The 21,433-nt window shown below is 54.0% G+C and carries 16 protein-coding genes, 4 tRNA genes and 1 other RNA gene; 6 read left to right on the top strand and 15 right to left on the bottom strand.

Translation table 11 applies throughout. The features are described 5' to 3' along the window. Nucleotides 1–143: 143 nt before the first annotated feature. The 9 genes from JW953_11325 to JW953_11285 all read right to left on the bottom strand — a co-directional run bounded on the left by JW953_11325 (nucleotide 144) and on the right by JW953_11285 (nucleotide 11,540). Nucleotides 144–644: an Hsp20/alpha crystallin family protein gene (locus JW953_11325; protein MBN1993281.1), complete on the bottom strand. Its 501-nt coding sequence runs from the start codon at nucleotides 642–644 to the stop codon at nucleotides 144–146. Nucleotides 645–717: 73 nt separating this feature from the next. Beyond that, on the bottom strand, nucleotides 718–1,137 hold the full coding sequence (locus JW953_11320) for an Hsp20/alpha crystallin family protein (protein ID MBN1993280.1): 420 nt from the start codon (nucleotides 1,135–1,137) through the stop codon (nucleotides 718–720). 80 nt (nucleotides 1,138–1,217) lie between these two features. Then, nucleotides 1,218–1,670 (bottom strand): Hsp20/alpha crystallin family protein, encoded by a 453-nt coding sequence (locus tag JW953_11315; protein ID MBN1993279.1) that lies wholly within the window; start codon nucleotides 1,668–1,670, stop codon nucleotides 1,218–1,220. 241 nt (nucleotides 1,671–1,911) lie between these two features. Then, a complete protein-coding gene (gene groL / locus JW953_11310; GenBank protein MBN1993278.1) occupies nucleotides 1,912–3,540 on the bottom strand; it encodes a chaperonin GroEL in 1,629 nt (542 codons plus the stop codon). 94 nt (nucleotides 3,541–3,634) lie between these two features. Further along, nucleotides 3,635–3,931 (bottom strand): co-chaperone GroES, encoded by a 297-nt coding sequence (groES, locus tag JW953_11305; GenBank protein ID MBN1993277.1) that lies wholly within the window; start codon nucleotides 3,929–3,931, stop codon nucleotides 3,635–3,637. 251 nt (nucleotides 3,932–4,182) lie between these two features. Then, complete coding sequence (locus JW953_11300) at nucleotides 4,183–5,277, bottom strand: site-2 protease family protein (protein ID MBN1993276.1); 1,095 nt, start codon at nucleotides 5,275–5,277, stop codon at nucleotides 4,183–4,185. A 335-nt stretch (nucleotides 5,278–5,612) separates the two neighbouring features. Beyond that, nucleotides 5,613–8,216, bottom strand: coding sequence for an ATP-dependent chaperone ClpB (gene clpB, locus JW953_11295; GenBank protein ID MBN1993275.1), 2,604 nt, complete (start codon nucleotides 8,214–8,216; stop codon nucleotides 5,613–5,615). 352 nt (nucleotides 8,217–8,568) lie between these two features. Next, on the bottom strand, nucleotides 8,569–9,039 hold the full coding sequence (locus JW953_11290; protein ID MBN1993274.1) for a hypothetical protein: 471 nt from the start codon (nucleotides 9,037–9,039) through the stop codon (nucleotides 8,569–8,571). A 167-nt stretch (nucleotides 9,040–9,206) separates the two neighbouring features. Beyond that, nucleotides 9,207–11,540 carry a transglutaminase domain-containing protein gene (locus tag JW953_11285; GenBank protein ID MBN1993273.1) on the bottom strand — a complete coding sequence of 778 codons (2,334 nt, stop codon included), beginning with the start codon at nucleotides 11,538–11,540 and terminating at the stop codon, nucleotides 9,207–9,209. Nucleotides 11,541–11,804: 264 nt separating this feature from the next. Here JW953_11285 and JW953_11280 point away from each other — a divergent pair. The 5 genes from JW953_11280 (at nucleotide 11,805) to JW953_11260 (ending at nucleotide 12,703) form a co-directional block, all read left to right on the top strand. Further along, nucleotides 11,805–11,878 (top strand) — tRNA-Arg (locus JW953_11280). A 56-nt stretch (nucleotides 11,879–11,934) separates the two neighbouring features. Next, nucleotides 11,935–12,388, top strand: an RNA gene (gene rnpB, locus JW953_11275) — RNase P RNA component class A. A gap of 14 nt (nucleotides 12,389–12,402) precedes the next feature. Then, nucleotides 12,403–12,474: transfer RNA gene (locus JW953_11270), tRNA-Met, on the top strand. A gap of 77 nt (nucleotides 12,475–12,551) precedes the next feature. Then, nucleotides 12,552–12,624, top strand: a tRNA-Trp gene (locus JW953_11265). Between the two features lie 7 nt (nucleotides 12,625–12,631). Next, nucleotides 12,632–12,703 (top strand) — tRNA-Gly (locus JW953_11260). A gap of 137 nt (nucleotides 12,704–12,840) precedes the next feature. On the opposite strand, the gene JW953_11255 is transcribed toward JW953_11260, so the two are convergent. The 3 genes from JW953_11255 to JW953_11245 all read right to left on the bottom strand — a co-directional run bounded on the left by JW953_11255 (nucleotide 12,841) and on the right by JW953_11245 (nucleotide 17,673). Beyond that, nucleotides 12,841–14,811 (bottom strand): hypothetical protein, encoded by a 1,971-nt coding sequence (locus JW953_11255; GenBank protein MBN1993272.1) that lies wholly within the window; start codon nucleotides 14,809–14,811, stop codon nucleotides 12,841–12,843. A gap of 45 nt (nucleotides 14,812–14,856) precedes the next feature. Continuing rightward, nucleotides 14,857–15,279: a hypothetical protein gene (locus JW953_11250; protein MBN1993271.1), complete on the bottom strand. Its 423-nt coding sequence runs from the start codon at nucleotides 15,277–15,279 to the stop codon at nucleotides 14,857–14,859. Nucleotides 15,280–15,570: 291 nt separating this feature from the next. Further along, nucleotides 15,571–17,673, bottom strand: coding sequence for a hypothetical protein (locus tag JW953_11245; protein ID MBN1993270.1), 2,103 nt, complete (start codon nucleotides 17,671–17,673; stop codon nucleotides 15,571–15,573). A 236-nt stretch (nucleotides 17,674–17,909) separates the two neighbouring features. Here JW953_11245 and JW953_11240 point away from each other — a divergent pair, with 236 nt between their 5' ends. Next, entirely contained in the window at nucleotides 17,910–18,866 is a 957-nt protein-coding gene (locus JW953_11240) for a threonine/serine dehydratase (GenBank protein ID MBN1993269.1), read from the top strand. A gap of 146 nt (nucleotides 18,867–19,012) precedes the next feature. Here the strand turns inward: JW953_11240 and JW953_11235 are convergent, their stop codons facing one another. The 3 genes from JW953_11235 to JW953_11225 are packed head-to-tail and all read right to left on the bottom strand — an operon-like array spanning nucleotide 19,013 to nucleotide 21,407. Next, nucleotides 19,013–19,858 carry a maleylpyruvate isomerase family mycothiol-dependent enzyme gene (locus JW953_11235; protein MBN1993268.1) on the bottom strand — a complete coding sequence of 282 codons (846 nt, stop codon included), beginning with the start codon at nucleotides 19,856–19,858 and terminating at the stop codon, nucleotides 19,013–19,015. Between the two features lie 3 nt (nucleotides 19,859–19,861). Next, the gene (locus tag JW953_11230; GenBank protein MBN1993267.1) at nucleotides 19,862–20,506 is read right to left on the bottom strand and encodes a threonylcarbamoyl-AMP synthase; all 645 of its coding nucleotides are present in this window, start codon (nucleotides 20,504–20,506) and stop codon (nucleotides 19,862–19,864) included. A 1-nt stretch (nucleotide 20,507) separates the two neighbouring features. Then, a complete protein-coding gene (locus JW953_11225; protein MBN1993266.1) occupies nucleotides 20,508–21,407 on the bottom strand; it encodes an HAD family phosphatase in 900 nt (299 codons plus the stop codon). Between the last annotated feature and the right edge of the window lie 26 nt (nucleotides 21,408–21,433).

The raw sequence follows: 21,433 nt of genomic DNA, 5'->3' as shown, positions 1-21,433 counted from the left end.
ATGGCGGACATTCGGCTATTTTTGTTCGTCAATGGTCGTTTGTCGTTCGTCAGGTGAAAAAGTGTCAACAGAGTTATGAATCACCCCCAAAAAAAGAGGTCAAACAAATTTTATGTTTGACCTCTTTTGCTTTGGCGCCTGTTTTAGCGGGTTTTGGCCGGGATTCGTTTGGCTTGACGCCGGGCTTCTGCGGCTTTAGGCAGCAAGATGGTCAGCACCCCTTTTTTGAAAGTTGCGTCAACCTGGTCGGTTTTAAGGCCAGGAGGTAACGGAATGTTACGCTGGAAGGAACCGTAGGCGCGTTCCAGCCGGTAGTAATTCTGGCCTTTGTCTTCCTTCTCTTCTTTTTTCTCGCCGCTGATGGTCAGGATGTTGTTGGCCAAACTAACCTGGACATCATTTTCGTCCAGGCCGGGCAGTTCAGCCGACACCATGTATGCCTGATCATTTTCGGTCACGTCAATACGGGGCGTGAAACCGCTCCAGGATTCGCCAAAGGGGGTCAAGCTGGTACCGCGGAAGAAGTCATCAAATAAACGGTCAATGTTGTGCTGAAGCGCAACCATCGGATTGTCGTTTTCTCGCCGGACAGGCACCTGTTTTTCATTGCCCCATTTCCAGGGGACTAAATCTCTGATAGCCATCGTCGTTTACCTCCTTTCTGAAAGATATTTCTATTGAGGCCAGTCTCTAAAAACCTGGCCTCAACCTGGGTTATTAATTAGCTTTTACCGTAATCTTGCGGGTCTTGGCCGGGCCGGCTTTGGGCAGGTGCAGGCGCAGCACGCCATCTTTTACCGTGGCCTCAATCTTCTCCCGGTCAATTTCCTCCGAGAGGGTAAAGCTGCGCTGGTAATCGCCGGTTTCGTATTCGGCGTAGGCCAGGCTGTAATTGTCGGGGGCTTCTGTGTCAACATACCCATTGATGGTCAACACGTTCTTTTCCAGAGTGATGTCAAGCGATTTTTCGTCCACGCCGGGCATGTCGGTTAAAAGCACAATCGCGTCGTCGGTTTCGTAGATGTCCACGTGGGGCACGTAAGCCCGGCGGGCGCGGGTGCGCTCAATGCCTTCCACGGTTGCTACTTCTTGCTTTTCTGCTTCCAGAGTTTGCAACTCTTTGCTTTCGTTAGCCATGATGTCACCTCCATAAATTTAAAGTTTATACCTGATCTTGTCCCCAAACCCAGTTTGGGAACAAGACTAATCAAGATTAATTAAGCCGATTTAACCGTGATTTTCCTGGGTTTGTCTGCTTCGGCGCGAGGCAGGGACAGGTGCAATACACCCTTGTCAAAAATAGCGTCAACCTTATCCGCCTCTACCTTGAAGGGCAATTGGAAGGCTCGGTTGAATTTGCCGCACCCTCGCTCCCGGCGATGATACTTGTCGCCTTCGCCCAGCGCTTCCGGCTGGCGCTCGCCGCTCAAGGTCAGCGTGTCGCCCACCACCGAGATGTCAATATCGTTGGGGTTGATGCCCGGCAATTCGGCGGTTACAACTGCGCCATCCTCATTGGTCCACACATTCATGGCCGGATAATTGGGCGCGGTGCGGCCCCCGGCCAGGGAGAATGAATCTGAAAAGAGGCGATTCATCTCGCGCTGCAAACGTTCCATCTCCACCCAGGGAGATCTGTAGCCATAATATCCAAACGGTCGTCTAAACATGATAATTTACCTCCTTTGATTTGTTGGTCTTGTTTATTCCCCCGTCAACGGGGGTATTCACTTGGTGGTATAGCTGTATTGTAGGAGATTGATGTTAGAATTACGCTAACGCAGTGTTAGAGGAGTATTAGAAGATGGGCGCGCCCCAAAAATTAAGGGCGGTTTGCAAACCGCCCTTGCCAATGATGTTGCTCATTACCCCTTTGTAATGAGTAACTTTCAACTACAGGTTCTTTAGCCCTTAATATTCCGGCGGCATTTGCGGGGCCGGTTTTTCTTTTTCCGGGATGTCGGTGATGAGGGCCTCGGTGGTCAGAATCATTGCCGCAATGGAGGCGGCATTGGCCACCGCGCCGCGCGTAACTTTGGCCGGGTCAATGATGCCGGCTTTGACCATATCGGTGTATTCGCCGCTCATCACGTCGTAACCGATGCTTTTGTTGTTTTGGCCAGCCTGGCGGCGGCGCACTTCCTCTACCACTACCGCCCCGTCCAGGCCGGCGTTGCGCACAATGCCCCGCATTGGCTCTTGCAGCGCGCGGCGGACAATGTTGATCCCGGTTTGCTCGTCGGGATAGTCGCCTTTGAGGTTGTCCAGGGCCGACATGATATTGAGCAGGGCTACCCCGCCGCCCGGCACAATGCCTTCTTCTACGGCGGCGCGGGTGGCGCTGAGGGCGTCTTCCACGCGGTGCTTTTTCTCTTTAAGTTCGGTTTCGGTAGCCGCGCCTACGCCAATCACGGCCACACCGCCGGCCAATTTGGCCAGGCGCTCTTGCAACTTTTCGCGGTCGTAATCAGAGGTGGTGTTTTCAATTTCGGCCTTGATCTGGTTGATGCGGCCTTTGATGTTAGGATCGGAACCTTTACCGCCAATAATGGTGGTGTCGTCTTTGGTGATGGTCACTTTGTCGCATTGGCCTAAATCTTCCAGGGTGGCGCTTTCCAGTTTGCGGCCTGTCTCCTCACTGATGACTGTGCCGCCGGTTAAAATAGCAATGTCTTGCAACATAGCTTTGCGACGATCGCCAAAGCCCGGGGCTTTAACGGCGGTTACACTGAAGGTGCCGCGCAGTTTGTTCAATACCAGGGTGGCCAGGGCTTCGCCGTCCACGTCCTCGGCAATAATAAGCAGATTGCGCCTGCCGGTCTGAACCAATTTTTCCAAAACCGGAATCAGGTCGGCGGCCACAGAAATTTTCTTGTCGTGGATGAGGATGTAGGGTTCTTCCAATTCAGCCTGCATGGTTTCCTGGCTGGTAATAAAATAGGGAGAAATGTAACCCCGATCAAATTGCATACCGTCAACATAATCTGTTTCAAAGGCCAGCCCTTTGCTCTCTTCCACAGTAATAACGCCGTCCTTACCCACTTTTTCCATCACCTCGGCAATTAACTCGCCGATTTCGCGGTTTTGGGCGGAGATAGAGGCCACGCTGGCAATCTCTTCTTTGGTATCAATGGAAATAGCCATCTCCTTGACCGCCTCGGTAACGGCCTGGGTGGCCTTCTCAATGCCGCGTTTGAGCAGCATAGGATTGGCTCCTGCGGCCACGTTTTTTAGCCCTTCGGTGACAATGGTATGGGCCAACACCGTGGCGGTAGTAGTGCCGTCGCCGGCAATATCATTGGTTTTGGTGGCTGCTTCTTTAAGCAGTTGGACGCCCATATTTTGGTAAGGCTCTTCCAGTTCAATCTCTTTAGCCACGGTCACGCCGTCGTGGGTTACGGTGGGCGCACCCCACTTTTTGTCCAGAGCCACGTTTCGGCCTTTGGGGCCCAGGGTGGTGGCTACCGCTTTGGCTAAAGCGTCAATGCCGGTTTTTAATTCCCGGCGAGCTTCATCTTGAAAAACAAGTTGTTTTGCCATTGGTTTTCCTCCTAAATACGGTCATAAAATCCGGGTCTATTGACAAAATTTGTTAAAAAAAATGATCAATTCAAGTTTTATTATCAAACTCAGGTTATTTCACAATTGCCAACAAGTCGCTCTCGCGCATGATCAGATAGGTAACGCCCTCGTGCTTAACTTCGGTGCCAGCATACTTGGCAAACAGCACGCGGTCGCCCACTTTTACATCCAGGGCTTGGCGTTCGCCATCCTCATTACGCAGCCCCGGCCCTACGGCCAATATTTTGCCTTCCTGGGGCCTTTCTTTGGCAGTTTCAGGCAGGATAATGCCCGAGGCGGTGGTTTCCTCGCGCTCGATTGGCTCAATCCAAACCCGATCTCCCAACGGACGTAATTTTAACGAAGACATGGTTTGACCTCCTTAAATATATGATTTTTTTAAGAATTTGGTTTGTGGTTAAAATGTGGACAAAAAAGCCATGCTTTGGTAAAGCGTGGGGTGGTGAGAGGAAGTTGCCCAAACATCGCCCATCCGGTCAACCCCACCGCACAAACGCCTATTTTAGCACATTATCAAAATAGTACACAACTCCCTATTATAATTGATGAGTGTTAGAATTGCGTTAGAGGTTTGTTTAAACCCCCAGCTCAACCAAATTATCAGATTTTGACTCGCCTGGCCGACCCCAACGCTGACTGAATCATCAAAAATTCGCCCACGTTGTCGCTGGTGACCAAACCCACCAGGGCGCCATTGTGAGTTACCGGCAAAATGGGACAGCCGCACTCTTGCAGCCGGGCAAAGGCTGTTTCCAGCATGTCGTACGAGTCAACCACCACAAAATCCCGGCGCATAATGCTGCCGGCCGGTTCGGTTCTACTCTGCCGGGCCAGGGCAGCCAGCAGGTCGCTCCGGGTCAAGATGCCGGTCACCCGGCCGTTTTCCACCACCGGAAAATCCTGCTGCGAGCCGGCCAGAATGAGGTCAACCGCGCGGCCCAGCGGGTCGTGCGGCGACAGAGTATGAAAATCGGTAAGCATGGCCCGGCTAACGGGAATGCCGCTCAACGCAGATTTCATTTGAACCATGCTTGCTTCTTGAGCCGCGCCAATCCACACAAAGATGGCAATAAACAACAGGAAGGGGTTGCTAAAGAGGCCGATAAAACCAAACAGAAAAGCAATCCCCTGGCCAATGGTGGCCGCTATTTGCGTGGCCTGGGTGTATTCCAGGCGCATGGCCAGCAGAGCGCGCAGCACCCGCCCGCCGTCCATGGGAAAGGCCGGGATGAGGTTAAAGCCAACCAAAAACAGGTTGACCACCATCAGCCGCTCTAAAAATGAACCGCCGGTCATGCTGAGCTGGCTTATTGGCTCCAGGCTGTTTGTCAGTAGTAGCCAACCAAACAAAACAACGGCGATAACCACGTTGACTGCCGGCCCGGCCAGGGCCACCCACAACTCCTCAATGGGTTTATCCGGCATCCGTTCCAGACGAGCCACCCCGCCAATAGGCAGCAGGGTGATGTCGCGGGTTTTGATGCCGTACTTTTTGGCCGTCAGCGCGTGGCCAAATTCGTGTAGCACCACGGTGGCAAACAGGGCCAGAATAAAAGCTATCCCTGCCGCTACCGCCGCCAGCGTGCCTTGTTGTAGCCAGTAACTCAGGGCCACCCAGCCAATCAACAACAAAAACGTGGCGTGCATGTACACGCCAATGCCGGCAAATTGCCCGATCTTCCAGGACCATTTCATGGGATCATCCTTTCTTTACAGGTAGTGGCTAAATGGTGACCGACTGAAGTGACAAAGCTAGCTTTGTCACTTCACCGCCATCAGTTAATATGTAACCATTACCTCTTTTACAAAAGTTCAATCATTATATTGGATGGGTGTGTTTCAAATCAGTTGAAGGAGTGCAGAATTCATTCTGCCTCTGTCAAAAAGCGGAATAAATTCCGCACTCCAGGGGTAGTCTCAACTCAAATGAAACACACCCATATTGGATTTGAATTTTTGCCGGGTAGAGACAAAACATTGTTTTGTCTCTACCCCAAAACTTTTTTGCGAAACTATAGGGGGCGCGATGTCTACGCCACCATTTCCGGCCGGGCTTCGGGGAGGCCGGCCTCTTCAAACACAATCGTCTCTTCCCGAAAGTCAATCCTGATCCGGCTGCCATCTTGGAACTCGCCTTGCAGCAGGGCCATAGCCAGCGGGTCTTGCACTTCTCGCTGGATAACGCGCTTGAGCGGGCGCGCCCCAAAGCTGGGGTCGTAACCCATATCGGCCAGGTGTTTTTTGGCGGCGTCGGTCAAGGTCAATTCAATTTTACGTTCGGCCAGCAACTTGCGCAAGTGGGCCAATTGAATGTCCACAATGCGCAGCAAATCCTCCCGCGATAGGCTGTGGAAGGTGATGATCTCGTCCACCCGGTTCAGAAATTCAGGCCGGAAATGCTGGCGCATCGCCTCCATTATTTGGGTTTCAGCCGCTTCCGCGCCCACTTCCATAATAAAGTGGCTGCCGATGTTGCTGGTCATAATGACCACCGTGTTTTTAAAGTTAACCGTGCGGCCGTGGCCGTCGGTCAATCGCCCGTCGTCCAACAGTTGCAGCAGCACGTTAAACACTTCCGGGTGGGCCTTTTCAATTTCGTCAAACAACACCACACTGTAGGGGCGGCGACGCACGGCTTCGGTCAACTGGCCGCCTTCATCGTAGCCCACGTAACCCGGGGGCGCGCCCACCAGGCGGCTGACGGTGTGGCGCTCCTGGTACTCGCTCATGTCAATGCGGATCATGTTGCTCTCGTCGTCAAACAGGAACTCGGCCAGGGCGCGGGCCAGCTCGGTTTTGCCCACGCCGGTTGGCCCCAGAAAAATGAAACTGCCTATGGGCCGGTTAGGGTCTTGCAGTCCGGCCCGGCTGCGGCGCACGGCATTGGCCACGGCCCGGATCGCTTCATTCTGGCCCACCACCCGGCGGTGGAGCCGGTCTTCCATTTTGATCAACTTTTCCACTTCGCCTTCCAGCAGTTTGCTCACCGGGATGCCGGTCCAGCGGGCCACAATGCCGGCAATTTGCTCGGCGTCAACTTCTTCTTGCAGCAGCGACCCTTTGGTTTGCAACTCGGTCAGGTTGGCTTCCTGTTCGGCCTGTTGGGCTTCCAATTGGTGCAGCGTGCCGTATTTGAGCCGGGCCGCGGTTTCCAGATCGGCGTTGCGTTCGGCCCGCTCAATTTCCAGGCGAGTTTGTTCAATCTGTTCTTTGGTTTCGCGCAGGGCGTAAATGAGCCGTTTTTCATTTTCCCACTGGGCGCTCAGGGCGCGGCTTTGCTCTTGCAGGTCGCCCAACTCGGCTTCCAGTTTTTTCAGCCGTTCTTTGCTGGCTTTATCCTTTTCCTTTTTCAACGCCTCCCGTTCTATTTCTACCTGCATGATTTGCCGGTCAACGGCGTCCAATTCGGTTGGTTTGCTATCAATTTCGGTGCGCAGGCGGGCGGCAGCTTCGTCAATCAGGTCAATGGCTTTGTCGGGCAAAAAACGGTCGGCAATGTAACGATGGCTCAGGGTGGCCGCGGCAATAACGGCGCTGTCTTGGATCCGCACGCCGTGATGCACCTCGTACCGTTCTTTTAGCCCGCGCAAAATGCTGATGGTGTCTTCCACCGACGGCTCGTTGACCAGCAGCGGTTGAAAGCGCCGTTCCAGCGCGGCATCCTTTTCAATGTGCCGGCGGTACTCGTCCAACGTGGTCGCGCCAATGGCGTGCAGTTCGCCCCGGGCCAGCATGGGTTTGAGCATGTTGCCGGCGTCCATGGCTCCTTCGGCCGCGCCCGCGCCAACCACGGTGTGCAGCTCGTCAATAAAAAGAATAACTTGACCTTCGCCGGCGGTCACTTCTTGCAAAACAGCCTTGAGCCGCTCTTCAAACTCGCCGCGATATTTGGCCCCGGCAATCAGGGCGCCCATGTCCAGGGCCACAATGCGTTTTTGTTTTAAACCTTCGGGCACGTCGCCGCGAATGATGCGTTGGGCCAGCCCCTCCACAATGGCGGTTTTACCCACGCCGGGATCGCCAATGAGCACCGGGTTGTTTTTGGTGCGGCGGCTGAGCACCTGCACCACCCGCCGGATCTCGTCGTCGCGGCCAATCACCGGGTCCACTTTGCCTTTGCGGGCCAGGTCGGTCAGGTCGCGGCCATATTTAAGCAGGGCTTCGTAGGTGCTTTCCGGGTTCTGGCTGGTCACTCGCTGGGTGCCACGGATTTGGGTAAGGGCCTGCAATACGGCATCGCGGGTGAGGCCGTTTTGCCGCAACAAGCGTTCGTCATTGCCGCCGGATTCGGTTAGCGCCAGCAGTAAGTGTTCGGTAGACACGTAATCGTCTTTCATTTTGCCGGCCACTTTTTCGGCCTCGCGCAGGGCATTGTTTAACGCGCGCGACAGGCCGGGCTGCGAGCCGCCGTAAACTTTGGCCGCGCTGTTCAAGTCGGTTTCCAGGCTTTGGGCCAGCGCGTCAGGATTGACCGACAGGTGATGCGCAATTTGGGGCACCACGCCGCCTTCTTGCCGGAGTAAGGCCAGCAGCAGATGACCGGGTAAAATTTCGCTATGACTATAATCTTGCGCCAGGCGCTGCGCTTCAAGCACGGCCTCCTGCGCTTTTTCTGTGAATTTATTCAGGTTCATTATTTTTTACCTCCCCAATAAAGTTATCTTAGAAGCTGTTTGAAAAGCATGTCGTTTCGAGGCCTTAGGCCGAGAAATCCCTGTAATCTCGCCGGAAAACTGCACGCCGTAGGGATTTCTCGCTACGCTCGAAATGACATATTAGGCTTTTCAGATAAGCTCTTAGACAGGACCAAGATTGGAGTTTAATTGTTCAGACAAATTTTGTAGCAAAATGCTTAGGTCTATTATAAGGGAGGGATGTTAGAATTATGTTAGACTTTTGTTAGAGCCGTGTTAACGCGGAAGTAGGAGAAACAAAAAGGGACGTTGATAACGTCCCTACTTGATCATATTGTTAATGATTTGTTTTTTACGCGGCCATTCTCAAACGCCGGGCGATGAAAAATACGGCAATCAGGCCGGCGGCGGCCAGCACAAGCTCCAACCCGCCCGCGCCGGTTTCCGGCACCACCGTGGTGCTGGCCGTTTCGGCGGCAGGCAAAGGCGTGCGTGTGGGCGAAGGTTGGGGCGCGGGCGTATTTTTAGCCTGCCCGCCGCCCACGGCCGCTTCTTCTCCGCTACCGGGGCTGATCACGGGGGTATTGGTGGGCGTGGGGGCCGGGGTATCGGTGGGGTTCATTCTTAAAGGCGTGGGTGTGGCAGTGGGATTAGGCAGGCGGATGATCAAGGTGGGGGTTGGACGCGAGGCTACCTCTTGTCCCTGGAGATTCTGGCGAATGACAAAAACGCCGCCCACTCCCAGCAGGCCCAGGACTAATAATCCCACCAAAGAAATGGCTAAAATAAGGAACAATCTATTGGGACCACCACCTTCTTCCATGCTTGGCTCCTTCCTGGCCTTATTGACTAAACCTTCGCCCCGACTTTAAAAAAGCCGGATGATGGTAAGACAAAAATATTATGTCACCTATATTTTATGTCAATTCAATAAATTTTGCAAATCAATTGAAGTTGTATGGGGGAGGGTTGTCAGCCAACACAAACGGTTTACCACGGCCAGCGCCGTTTTAAGGCCAGTTTGATCATCTCCGGGCGCAGGCGGCGCCAGGCCAGGCTGCTTTCGATGGAGACCGTGGGGGCGACAGGTTGAGCTGCGTCCCTATTTTTTGCCCCGGCCGGGCTGAAGGTTTGGTGCACATATTCCTTGGTAATTGTTTCCACTTCATGCTGGTGAGCCGGCAAGTGCCGCTGGATAATGGCAGTGTGTTCGTAGGGAGTGTGCCAGGGACGAAGGGCCGCTCCCATCCAACCGGCCAGCCTGACCATATTTTGGTAAAGGCTGAAGATATTTTTAGCGGCTTGACTTTGTTGTTGGCACCACCAGAAACCCGCTCCGGCCAGCCCGGCCAATAGGACGACGCCCATAAAGGTCAGCCCGCCCTTAACTGATGAACGGGGGATACTGATTTGAAAACCCAACCAGGATAAATTCAGGGTGAGCAGGGGCAACTGGCCGCCGCCTATCTCTTCATCAATGGGAATGTTTTCCAGGTGGCCCGGAATTCTATCGCTCTCAGGCAGGTTTTCAGGAGCAGGGCCATTATCGGCCAGAGCAGAATCGTCGTCTGCCGCAATGGGACGAACAATGCGAGGTTGGGCCGCCGTAGGTTCAAACTCAACCCAGCCGTATTTGGGAAAGTAGACCTCCACCCAGGAATGGGCGTCGGCGTTGACCACGTGGAAAACATCTTGTTCTCTATCAAAATCACCCTGGGCAAACCCCACTGCCAGGCGAGCCGGAATACCCTCCGCCCGCAGCATGATGACCATCGCCGAAGCATAATAGTCACAATAGGCCTGTTTAAGCTCAAAGAGGATATAATCTACTTTATCCACCTCGGGCGGGGGAGCGTCAATTTGCTCGTTGTACTCAAGCGCGTTACGCAGGTAACGTTCAATGGCCTCGGCCTGGGCAAAGGGGTTGTCAAAAGGCGCGGTCAGCTCGCGGGCCAATTGGCGGGTGCGGGCGGTGACGGTACTGGGGATTTGTAGATAACGTTCGGTGACCCAGGCCGGGTAGGCGGCGCCGGCTGTTTGCAGTTGCTCCACGGTGGCCCCACTGGCGGCTGAAACCACCCGATAACTTTCGCCCCGGTCCACGGCCGCGTTGCTGCGAATATAGGTGATCTCCTCCACCCACGGCCCTTCGGAACCAGACCAGCTTGGCCGTTGGCCGGGCGCGCTGGACGTGGAGGGAATGGCGTTGAATGTAACTTTAGCCGAACGATCCAACCGGATCGGGTGGTTTATGGCATAAAGAGCAACCGAACCATCATGGTAAAAGGTATAAGTTTGGGTAACCGGATAGCGGGCGTCAAAGACAGGTAGGGCCAGCCGGTCCTCGGGGCCAAAGGTAGCCGATGCCTCGTCGGTGTTGCGCCAACCCAGGCCGGTGTATTCGTCGTAGACGGTGGCCCGCCAGTAACCACCTGACCCGCCGGTAAGGTTAACGTCCATGATTGGCTCATCGGTCAGTTGGCGCGGCCCGCCCAGGGTAAACGATTGGCCAAATGTACCAATTTGGCCCGGATCGCGATAGTTCAAATCGGCATAGAGGCGATTCCAGTGACTTTGCAAATCGTGCCAGGTGCCTTGAAATTCCTCAAAAAGGTCCGGGGTTTCCGTCAGCACCGGGGGCGTAATCCAGGCCAGGCCAATGACCAGGGCCGAGAAGATCAGGCCATCTCGTAAAAAGTCAAAGCTGATGTCGGGCTGAAAGAAAACGCCCTCGGTGCGCCATTTTGCCTCTTGATTGAACAGGTTAAAACGGATGACCAACAGCAAGGAAAGCAACAGATAGATGAGAAACCAAAAGGTGATATCTTTGGGGGCATAATAGAGATTGATAATGAGCACCAACCCGCCCGGCACAATGGCGTGCCACACTTTGCCAGAACGAAAAACAAACCAGATGGTCAGGTAGCCCATCGCCCACACAATAACGCCCATTTGCAAGATAAACATCAAGTTGTCGTGGCTAACGCCACCCTGGATGGCCTGGTTATACCAATAATTCAGGCGAAACATGAGGTCTTCCCACCGTTCCGGCCAGGTATACTGGTCTGGCAGCAGGCGGCTGGTCGTCCAAAAAGAGCAAGCTACACCGATGACGATGCTGAAGAGATGGGCAATACTGCCGGGCAATAAACTGCGGGCCAACATCAGGCCAATAATCACTGCGGCCAGGCCCACATAAACCACAATATCCAATCCGTCTTTAACCCAGCCGGTGGCGCTAATGGCCCAGGCCACGGTCAACACCATGCCTGCGGCCAAAAACCCTACCGATTTGGTTTTATAGATCCGGTGTCGTCCGTTCATAAGTTAAGCCCCGATTTGCCTAAGTTGCCCAAAATGAGTTTTAAGTCGGCGTCCCCAAAATAACTCGGAGGCTTGAGAACAAGCCTAACAAGCCTGATAAGGAGGGCATAAAATCCTTAGCTTTAAGCGGTTGATATTATGCCTTGTAATTACCTTGCTGGCAAACCGGATTTTAATCTGAGATGCCAATTGGATAAAAATCATAGTTGACACGTATTCTGAAGCATGCTATAATCTCCCCTGCTGTTGGGGCGTAAACGTTGTGTCTCCGTAGCTCAGTTGGATAGAGCATTTGGTTGCGGACCAAAAGGCCGCAGGTTCGAGTCCTGCCGGGGACGCCTGGGCATACGGAGAGAGTATTCTCTCAAAACGTCCTTTAACAATATAATCTTTGATGATGAGCTGTGCCGTCGCTATCCGGTTGCTTGAACCGGGTAGAGGAACTTCCCGACTCTCAGGGCCTGACTGCCAGGCCCAAGATTGCCTCACGAAACAGTAAGTGAGGGCACCTGCTGAACAAGGTGACTACAACCGCAACAGAGAGCAAACCAGCCTTTTGTTAAACTCAAGGTTAGCCCTGAGCTTGTTAAAAGGTAATGGGTGAAACGGTAGGGTAAGAGCCTACCAGCGGTATCTGGCAACGGAACCGGCTGGGCGAGCGTGCAATCGAGAGCAAGGTGAGTGGGCCGGGCTGATAAAGGTTCGGCCTCACCGCAGCAACAATGGTGAGGTGGGGTAACACCCTTCAGGCCAGGCGTTGCCGCCCTGTTAAAGGGTGAGACAGATGACGGCGGGAAAAGCTAGAGCTTTTCTGTAACAGAATCGGGGGTACAAAGTTCATCATTAGCGACAATCATATTGCTGCGGGGTGGAGCAGAGGCAGCTCGCCAGGCTCATAACCTGGAGGTCGTGGGTTCGACTCCCACCCCCGCTACTCCAAGGATGAGGGATGAAGGACGAGGGATGAAAAAATTTCCGCCTTCATCCTTCCCTCTTCATCATTCTTTACCGAGGGGTGTAGCTCAACTGGCAGAGCAGCGGTCTCCAAAACCGCAGGTTGCGGGTTCAAGTCCTGCCGCCCCTGTCCGTCCGCGGGTGTAGTTCAGTGGTAGAACGTCTCCTTGCCAAGGAGAAGGTCGTGGGTTCAAATCCCATCGCCCGCTCACAACAAAAAACCCACCAATTTGTGGTGGGTTTTTTGTTGCCTCATGGGGATGGTTCATAAAGCGCCAGAATTCAACTTTAACGAATGACCAATGACGAACGACGGAAAGGTGGTAAATATTCAGGGTCTTTCATTCTAATTGACCGGGTTGAACTCGCCGGCTCCGCTGGCGTCAAGTTCGGTGGGCAGGGTGGAAGGAGATGAAGAGCAGATGCAGTCAACCGTGTTGCTAAATTCTGGGGCGGCGGCCCGGCCGTTGATTTGGGCGCGGGCAACATAACGAATACCGTATTGTTCTGTAGCGGAGACGGAAGCCGGACATAGCCTTTGTTCTAAATTGGTCACCACTGCCGCTCCCTGGGCTTCGTTAACGCCAAGGCCAAGGGGAGGTACAGGTTGGGGAGATACCCGTTCCCAATTCCAGGTCATATAACAATGGCCTTTCCAGCCAAATATATTATCCACAATGGGGCAATATTCGGCGTAGGTTCTTCTATAGAGTTCGGCCACTAAAGTGACCTGATCCACATCTTGGTTGTAGTGATTCCATTCCACTCTGACCGAATTTGTGGGCACATATGCAGCTGAAATTTTAGTGGCACAACTGGCGGCGATGATGTCCAGCCGGAATTGTTCGCCATCAGGCGGAATCACCTCTACAAATACTTGCGCGGGAACGGTGCAGGAGCCATTGTCGGCGTACAGGGTTACTACGTGCCGGCCAAGCGTTTTGGGGGTAAAACTGATCCGCCCGCTTGGATCTGGCGTGGAAGTGGATTGGATATTTCCGGTGGGATCCTCGATAACAATGTCAAAGTTGGTGGCATTGGTCACGTTATATTCTAAGGTAATGGCATCGCCAAGTTTGCCGATGACACTGACCGGGTCATCGGGTTTATAGACATTCCCCACCCCCAAAATTTCAAATTTGTTAATGGCCGGCGCGCCATAAACCCCGTGTTGGCACTCGCGCACAACCTCAAAGGTGACACCCACAATAGGCCCAAAATAAACGCCATGCGGATTGCGCATCCGCCAGTAACTCTGGTGGATACCCGGCGTGACGGGAACATTGAGCAGCACTTCTAATACGGCAGTTTGGTTGGGTTTGCCTTCCGGCACAACCAGGCGGTTTTGATCAACCAGAGCATTGCGCCGGCCAGGGTCGGTAGGAAACAACGACTCAAAGGCAACACCGCCGGAACCCATCGCCCGTCCCCCATAAAAAGCCAATTCATAGCCGGGACCCCAGGTGCAGGTGCCAATATTTTGCAGCCGCCAGCCTCTATGAACCGTTGTCCCGCCCACGGCTCTGGCCGGCACATCGTCGGGTTCGATAACCATCACCCGGCGGCTGGTATCGGCACTGTATACGCCAATGGATTGGGCTGCATCACACACGGGCGGGCCAAAACTGGGTAGCTCGGTCTGGGTAGGGCCATAAGGCACGCCGGGCGCAGGAGGTGGAGGGGGGTAATGCCGCTCCGGTGTAGCCTCGGTGGTTGGCTCTAATTCTGCCGAAACAACGGCAATTTGAGCATCGGCAATTTCTGACACAGGGGTAAGGCCGGGTTGCGGGGTGGGGGTGGGTGGCGGAAATTCCTGCCCTGGTTCCACCTCTGTGGTCGGCTGTTCTCCGGCCGCAGCTACAGCCGCCACAGCTACAGCTTGACTCTCTAGCACTTGAATTGAAGTTGTTAACGTTTTTGGGGGTTGATCATTGGTATAAAAAGTTTTTAGGGTAATGAGGTGTTCCCCCGCTTGTTGAGGAATCCATTCTTGGGTGACAACCCCATTTTCGGGAACATCGGAGCGCAAGAGGTCGCCGCTTGCCTGGCCCGGCTTTTGCACATGCAGTTCAACTCTGGAAATGTTTTGCCCCGAATGACTACTTTGGATTTGCACCGGGCTATAGCGCAAAACCTTGACCATTGTTTCACCGGCAACAGGGACAGGGGCAAGAATAGCGGGACTGGGGGGACCAACGGGTGTTTCCTGGCTTCCGCCAATGCTGATCGTATCGCAGGCGCTCATCAGTAAGATGACGAGTAGCGCTATCAATAGTAGGGTCAGTATCACGCTAAGTTTAGAAGATTTCTTAACCACCTGGAGTCTCCTTACCAAATAAACCTCTGTCTGGGTGATCGCAATTTATTCAACATCAAAACTGATAATATCCGACTCTGCCGATTCGCCCAGGCGATTATAACCTTTCACCTGAATAACATAATGCCCGCTTTGGGTGGGAATAAAGGTCTGGTTAACCGTAAACGAGGTTTGGGCAAAAGGCGCCTGATCGGCGCGAATGAGCAGGTTGGTTTCGCCCGAGGGCAGTTGGAGCGCATATAATTCCACATGAGAAACACCCACCCCGGCTTCGGTCCGGGATCTGACCGCGACCGGCTTCCGATCCAGGGGTAAGGGGTGTTCCGGCTCTTTGACCAGAAGCCAGGTGCGGACTCCGGCTGAAGGCGTTGTTTCAGCCTGGGAATCTGTACAGGCTGTTATCAAAACAGCAAATAGCAATAAAATCAAGATGAGCCACAATTGGAGCAGAAGTTTTTTCACCGGCATATCTCATCACTCCGGTTACAATACAGAATATGGAATACATCATTCGTAGAATTTTGTAGTTAAAAGCTTTTTATAACCTCAACTACCCTAAATCATTCTACTCTTATTATAATATGTAAAATGAATATGTAAAGCTAATTATAACATAAGAGTCTCAAATTGGGGAGTCAAGGATGGCAAGATTTTAAAAGCAAATTCAGCAATAACCACGTTTTGCAAAGAAAATAAAAAGGGTGTGTTTTGCTTCAGCCATAAAACACACCCCCACTATTTTGAGGAACGGCTTACAAATTATTGGGCCGTGATTTCTGGAAAAACGCCTGAAGCCACGTAATAGGCGTCAGGATGAGCTTGATAAAATTCCAGCCAGGTTTTGATAGCCCCTGGCGCGGCCTGGATGCGGGGGATGTGGCGCGGGTCAAACGCGCCGGTATAAGGCGAGGGGACAGGCTGATTGCTATTGGTGGCCACCGCATTATAATTTTGAAGCAGGTTATTATAAAATTTTTGTCTGGCCAGATTCCGGGAGCGGGATCCCTGTTCCAGGGGGAAAGCCAGCGAGTCAACTTGATAATCAGGAAGGGTGGCTTCAATCAGGGCTTGGTTGCGGTCCAGTTGGCGTCGAAAATCCTGAAAAGAGGTGGTAGCCAGGCCAGGCTGCGGGGGAATATAATGACCCACCTCCATGCCCCACTCCACCAAAGTTTGCAGCTTTTGTTGGGCAAATTCCGGCTGGCCAAAAAGTTGGTCAGTTGCGTCGTTGGCTTGAGGGTTGACAAAAAAGGTGGCCCGCAGTGGCCAATCCGCCGGATGCGCCAGATGAAAATCATAAAGCACTCCTAACGCCGATTGGGGATCGAGCGCGCCATCGGCCAGCAGGCGGTACTGGCCGGCCTGGACGCCGTCAAAGGTCAACACCACCGGGCGTTTGCCGGCGGGAACGTAATGCAAATTGCGCTCCAGTAAGGCCCCGGCCTGGATGGGCGGCAAGGCGCTCTGTTCGAGGCGGTCGTCAATATCCCGGCGAAACTTCCAGTTGCCCACCGCCAGATCGCGCAAATTAACGGGGTAATAACCGGCAGCCCACAACTGTTCCAGGTCTTGCCGAAAGCCGGTCAGGCTGCGCGTCCTTTCAGTTTCTGCCCCCGCTTCGCCGGTGAAATCTTGATAGCGTAAAATCATAATCTGGCCGTTTTCATTGGGCGGGTAGAGCGCGTCGGCGGTGACCAGGGCGGCAGGGGTGTACTTGATGCGCGGGTCCCACAGCATCCAGCCGCCGCCGCCGGTATCGTAGGCGGCAAACATCTGCTCCCGCACCTCGTCGGGGGTGAAAATGCGCCGGTCAAATCCATAGTCGGGAAAATCTTGCAGCCAGGGCCGGACCACAATATTGGGGTTAGTTGCCTTAACTCTGGGGATAACGCGAAGCATGCTCTCGTACACAATCTCGTAGGGAAAGTCAACGGCAAACTCGTAGCCGGGCATGCCGTCCAGGCCGTGGTCAAAAGTAGAGGGATAAAGCATGGGCGATAACACGTCAAGATAGCGGGCCATCTGCGCCAAATCCTGGCCAATGCGAAAGTCGCCTTTGTGCCAGGTGGTATAGCCAAAAACATCAACCGCCAGTTTGACCGGATAAGGTGCTAAGGCGGCTTCTGCTGTGGCCAGAAAACCGTTGATGGCTTTGGTGCGGGCTTCCGGGGTGTCGGCCGGTTGGGAGTAACTAATCTGGCTGATGGAGCCGTCGGTGGGGAAGCGCACGTAATCAAATTGAATCTCGTCAAAGCCGCGTTGGGCCGCTTCAACCGCCAGGGCCACGTTGTAGTCCCACACTTCTTGATGAAAGGCTTCCAGCCAGGGCAGGTCTTCTCGATCCAGCCACAACTGGCCAGAGGCATCCTTCACGGCCCATTCGGGATGGGCGCGGGCCAGGTAATTATCTTTGAACACCACAATCCGGGCAATGGCGTAGATGTTGCGCTCATCCAAATATTGCATGAGCGCAGGCCAGTCTCTCAGGGTGGGCGCGTTGTTGGCCCCAATGGCGGTGGCGGTGATAACGTCGCTGGGGTAAGTCAGCACACCCAAATCACCCTTGATGTCAATGACCACGGCATTGAGTTCGGTTTTTTCAATCAGGTCAAAGGCATGCGAGCGCAAACCCTCGTGGCCAATGGCGTGGTAAGTAAGGTACAGCCCTTTAATATAGGTAGAAGGCAGGGTATGGGTGGGTGAAAGAGAGGCGGCGGCAGTGATTTTTGGGGAGAGGGCGTCTGTTTGGTTAACGGGCGGCAGCGGCGTATCGGCCTGGATTGACGGCGGCCAGAACAGAATAAACAGGCTAAAAATTAACAGAAAAACGTTCGCAATAACCAGACGGCTAATGGTTGGCATAGTTACCTTTCCGGGGTTAAAGAATACTTTGGCAGCGGGTAATTCCTCAATGAATGATTATACTCAGTAGAAATAGAAACCTTTGCTGTTACCTGGGCCTTTGCCGCACGTATTTTACCAGATGAATTAATATTGCCTAAATTCCCGGTCTTGTTCTGACCTGTTCACCCATTTGCCCTTCCCATCAGGTGTTTTATAATGACGCCCAATCTGATCATCTGTTAAAAGGGGCAGCCGTGGACATTTTGAATGAAATATTACGCGCCGAAACGCGCATTCGAGCCTATACGCGGGAAACCATGCTGGCCTATTCCCCTTACCTTAGCCAGCTGGGCCGGGCCAAGGTTTACTGCAAATTGGAAAATCTGCAATATACCGGCTCTTTCAAGGCGCGGGGCGCGATGAACAAGGTTCTCTCCTTAACGGCGGCGGCACGAGAACGGGGGGTGGTGACGGCTTCCACGGGCAATCACGGCGCAGCGGTGGCCCGTAGCGCGCAGACGGTCCACGCTACCGGGCTGGTTTTTGTTCCAGAAAACGCCAGCCCGGTTAAAGTCCAGGCCATTGAGCGGCTTGGCGCCACTGTGCGTTATTACGGCCAGGATTGTATGGAAACCGAATATTACGCGCGCCAATTTGCGGTTGAGCATGAGCTGGTTTACGTGCCGCCCTACAACGACGCGCAAGTGATCGGTGGACAGGGGACCATTGGCCTTGAGTTGACCCGCCAGCTTGAGCGGATAGGCGCGGTGTTTGTTTCCCTGGGTGGGGGAGGGTTGATTTCCGGCATTGCCGGCTATCTCAAAGCTGTTCAGCCCGATGTGCAAATCATTGCTTGTTCGCCTGAAAATTCGCAGGTCATGATTCAATCGGTGCAGGCGGGTAAAATAATGGATGTGCCCTCGCGGCCTACCCTGTCCGATGGGACGGCGGGGGGAGTGGAGGCCGGCTCGATCACATTTGAGTTATGCCAGGAGTTGGTGGATGAATATGTGACGGTTACGGAAGCTGAGATCAAGGAAAGTTTACGGCTGTTTATAGAAACAGAACACATGCTCATCGAAGGGGCGGCGGCGGTTGCGGTGGCGGCCTATGTAAAAACCCGCCACCGATGGGCCGGTCAAAATGTGGTTATTGTAATTTGCGGCGGAAATATCAGCCTGGAAATGCTGAAACAGGTTCTGTTAGATTGAGTTTTTATTGAGGGTTCGTAACTGCTCAGGCATGTCATTTCGACCGAAGGGAGAAATCTTCTTGAAGCCGTCCCTTGAATAAGGAGATTTCTCGGCCTACGGCCTCGAAATGACATGGGGCTGAAGTAGTAACGCGGGTTCGTTTTTCAGGCAATAATGGCCACTGCGTCAAGAATCGGCAGGGCCAAGGCGCGATTACCCTCAATCAAGATACTTTTTTCGGCTTCATCTCGACGGATACCTTTGGTGAACAAGCGCCAGGTAAACTCCTGGTCCATGGTAACCAGAGTGTTGAAATTTTCAGCCTGCCCCTGGTAGAGTCCCCAGCCTTCGTCTTCTTTCAGCAGAAGCCAGGTTCCCCCGGCTTCGCCGGAAATGACCACCTTTATCACTGCCCCTTTGGGGGCCGCAATGGTGCGGTAGGTATGGGGCAAAGCTCGCCCAAAGGTAGCCAACACCGGCCCAAAGAAGGATGGTTCCTTGAGACCGGGTTGATGCACCGCCTCTCGAATATGCTGGTGGTGCATCCAGCGCTCCGTGTACTCCCGGGCTACGTCCAGCCAGATGGGGGCCAGATGGGGGCCGGCCCAACTCACAGGCGACCCCAAAGCAAATAGATCAAGCGAACGGAGGCGTTGGTAAACTTTTTGGCCGGTAAAGGCCAAGAGTTCGACCAACAGGCCGGTGCTCATGCGCCGCATGGCCTGCACCCATAATTTGTTATTGTGGTTGATAAAGGCCACTAAATCCTGCCAACTCTCTACTCCCGCTATCGGCTTAAATTTAAAGTCGGGCGCTCTGGAAAGCAGGCCGATGTCGTCCCCTAACAAGTGCAGAGCCACATCCTTCACCGACCAACCGGCGCAGGCAGTGGGTCTGTTCCACTCTTCAGGCGACAATCGGGCCAGGAGGGTCAGCAAGTGGTCTCTTTCTCGGGGAAAGAGTTCTACCACCAAAATCGGTTCAACGGGCTTTAGGCTATCTCTTTTCAAAAATTAACTGTCCTCATCTGTTTGCAAATCCGGCAAAAACTCTCGCAGGGCCGCCGCGCTAATTGGCCCCTGCCGCAGCAGGCGGGGCGGCGTGCGGCTCAGGTCAATGATGGTAGAGGGCCGGGCGGCAGGGCTGGGACCGCCATCCAGCACCAGCGGCAGGCTTTCTCCCAACTGTTCGGCCACGCCCTGGGCCGTGACCGGGGTAGGCCGGCCCGACAGGTTGGCGCTGGTAACGGCCAGGGGACGGCCCAGCCGGATGACCAATTCCAGGCACACCGGATGGTCGGGGATGCGAACGGCCACAGTCTCTTGCCCGGCGGTCACGTCGCGGGGCAGGGCGGGATTTTTAGGCAGCACCACGGTCAGCGCGCCCGGCCAAAACTTTTGCAGCAAGGGCCAGGCCCGGTTGGGCACAGCGCGGGCCACCAGGTTGAGGTCGTCAATTTGGTAAATGAACACCGGCAGCGATTTGTGTTGGGGCCGCTGTTTGACGGTAAAAATCTGGCGCACGGCAAAACGTTCAAAAGCATTGGCCCCCACTCCGTAAACGGTATCGGTGGGAAAAGCAACCACCCCTCCTTCTTGCAGCAGGCGGCGGGCCAGCCTGATGGCTTTGGGCGAAGCAGCGGATAAGATCTGGCTCATTTCATTGTTCCCCCAGTATAAAACGTTCAATGGCCCAGGCCGCGCCTTCTGCCTGCACCGACGGCGCAATGTAATCGGCGGCGGCTTTGGCCCCGGGGCTGGCGTTGCCCATAGCCACACCCAGGCCGGCCCAGGCAATCATCTCCACGTCGTTGTCCTGATCGCCAATGGCCATCACCTGGCTTTGGGGAATATGGTAATAAGTGGCCAGCCGGGCCAGGGCCTTTCCCTTGGATACGTTGGGCGACGTGACCTCGATCACGTAATCCAGGGAGCGAAACACGCTCACGTTGTCGCCCAACTCCGCCCGTAATTGAGCCGTCATGGCTTCGGCTTCCGCGGCGGGATGGATAATCATGCCTTTAACGGGAGCAGACGTTGTTGCCTCTTTAAGATCGGCTACCTGCTCCAAAAGCGCCCCGGTCTGGTTGAACATCGTCCGGCTCTGGGCCGTCACTTTTTCGGCATAAACTTTACCATCATAGTAAAGATTTAGGGCCAGATCATAAAACCGGGCCAGGTCAATCAGTTGGTGGGCCAGGGGCAGGGGCAGGCCTTCACCGGCAATGGTTTCATCGGTTTGGGGATTGTAAGTCAAGGCTCCCTGAAAACAAATAACCGGCGTGGTCAGGCCCAGCATACGCACAAATTTTTGAGTGACCCTGTACTCACGCCCGGTGGCAATAACCACGTATACGCCCTGCTCAGTCGCCGCCCTAACGGCGGCTAACGTGCGGGGGGGAATGGTATTCAAATCGGCGACCAGCGTGCCGTCCAAGTCTGAGGCCAAGAGTTTAACCGGCATAAGATTCAATAAACAAATAGCAACAAATAATAAAATAGGTTCTTCCAGAATTTCCGTGGTGTAGGGGCAGGTCTTGTGCCTGCCCAGGGCGACCACAAGGATTCGCCCCTACATATTGGGGT

It is taken from the genome of Anaerolineae bacterium (assembly GCA_016931895.1).
GTDB lineage: Bacteria > Chloroflexota > Anaerolineae > 4572-78 > J111 > JAFGNV01.
The sequence above is the reverse complement of the archived record's forward strand: the minus strand, read 5'-3'. Positions and strand labels throughout refer to the sequence as shown.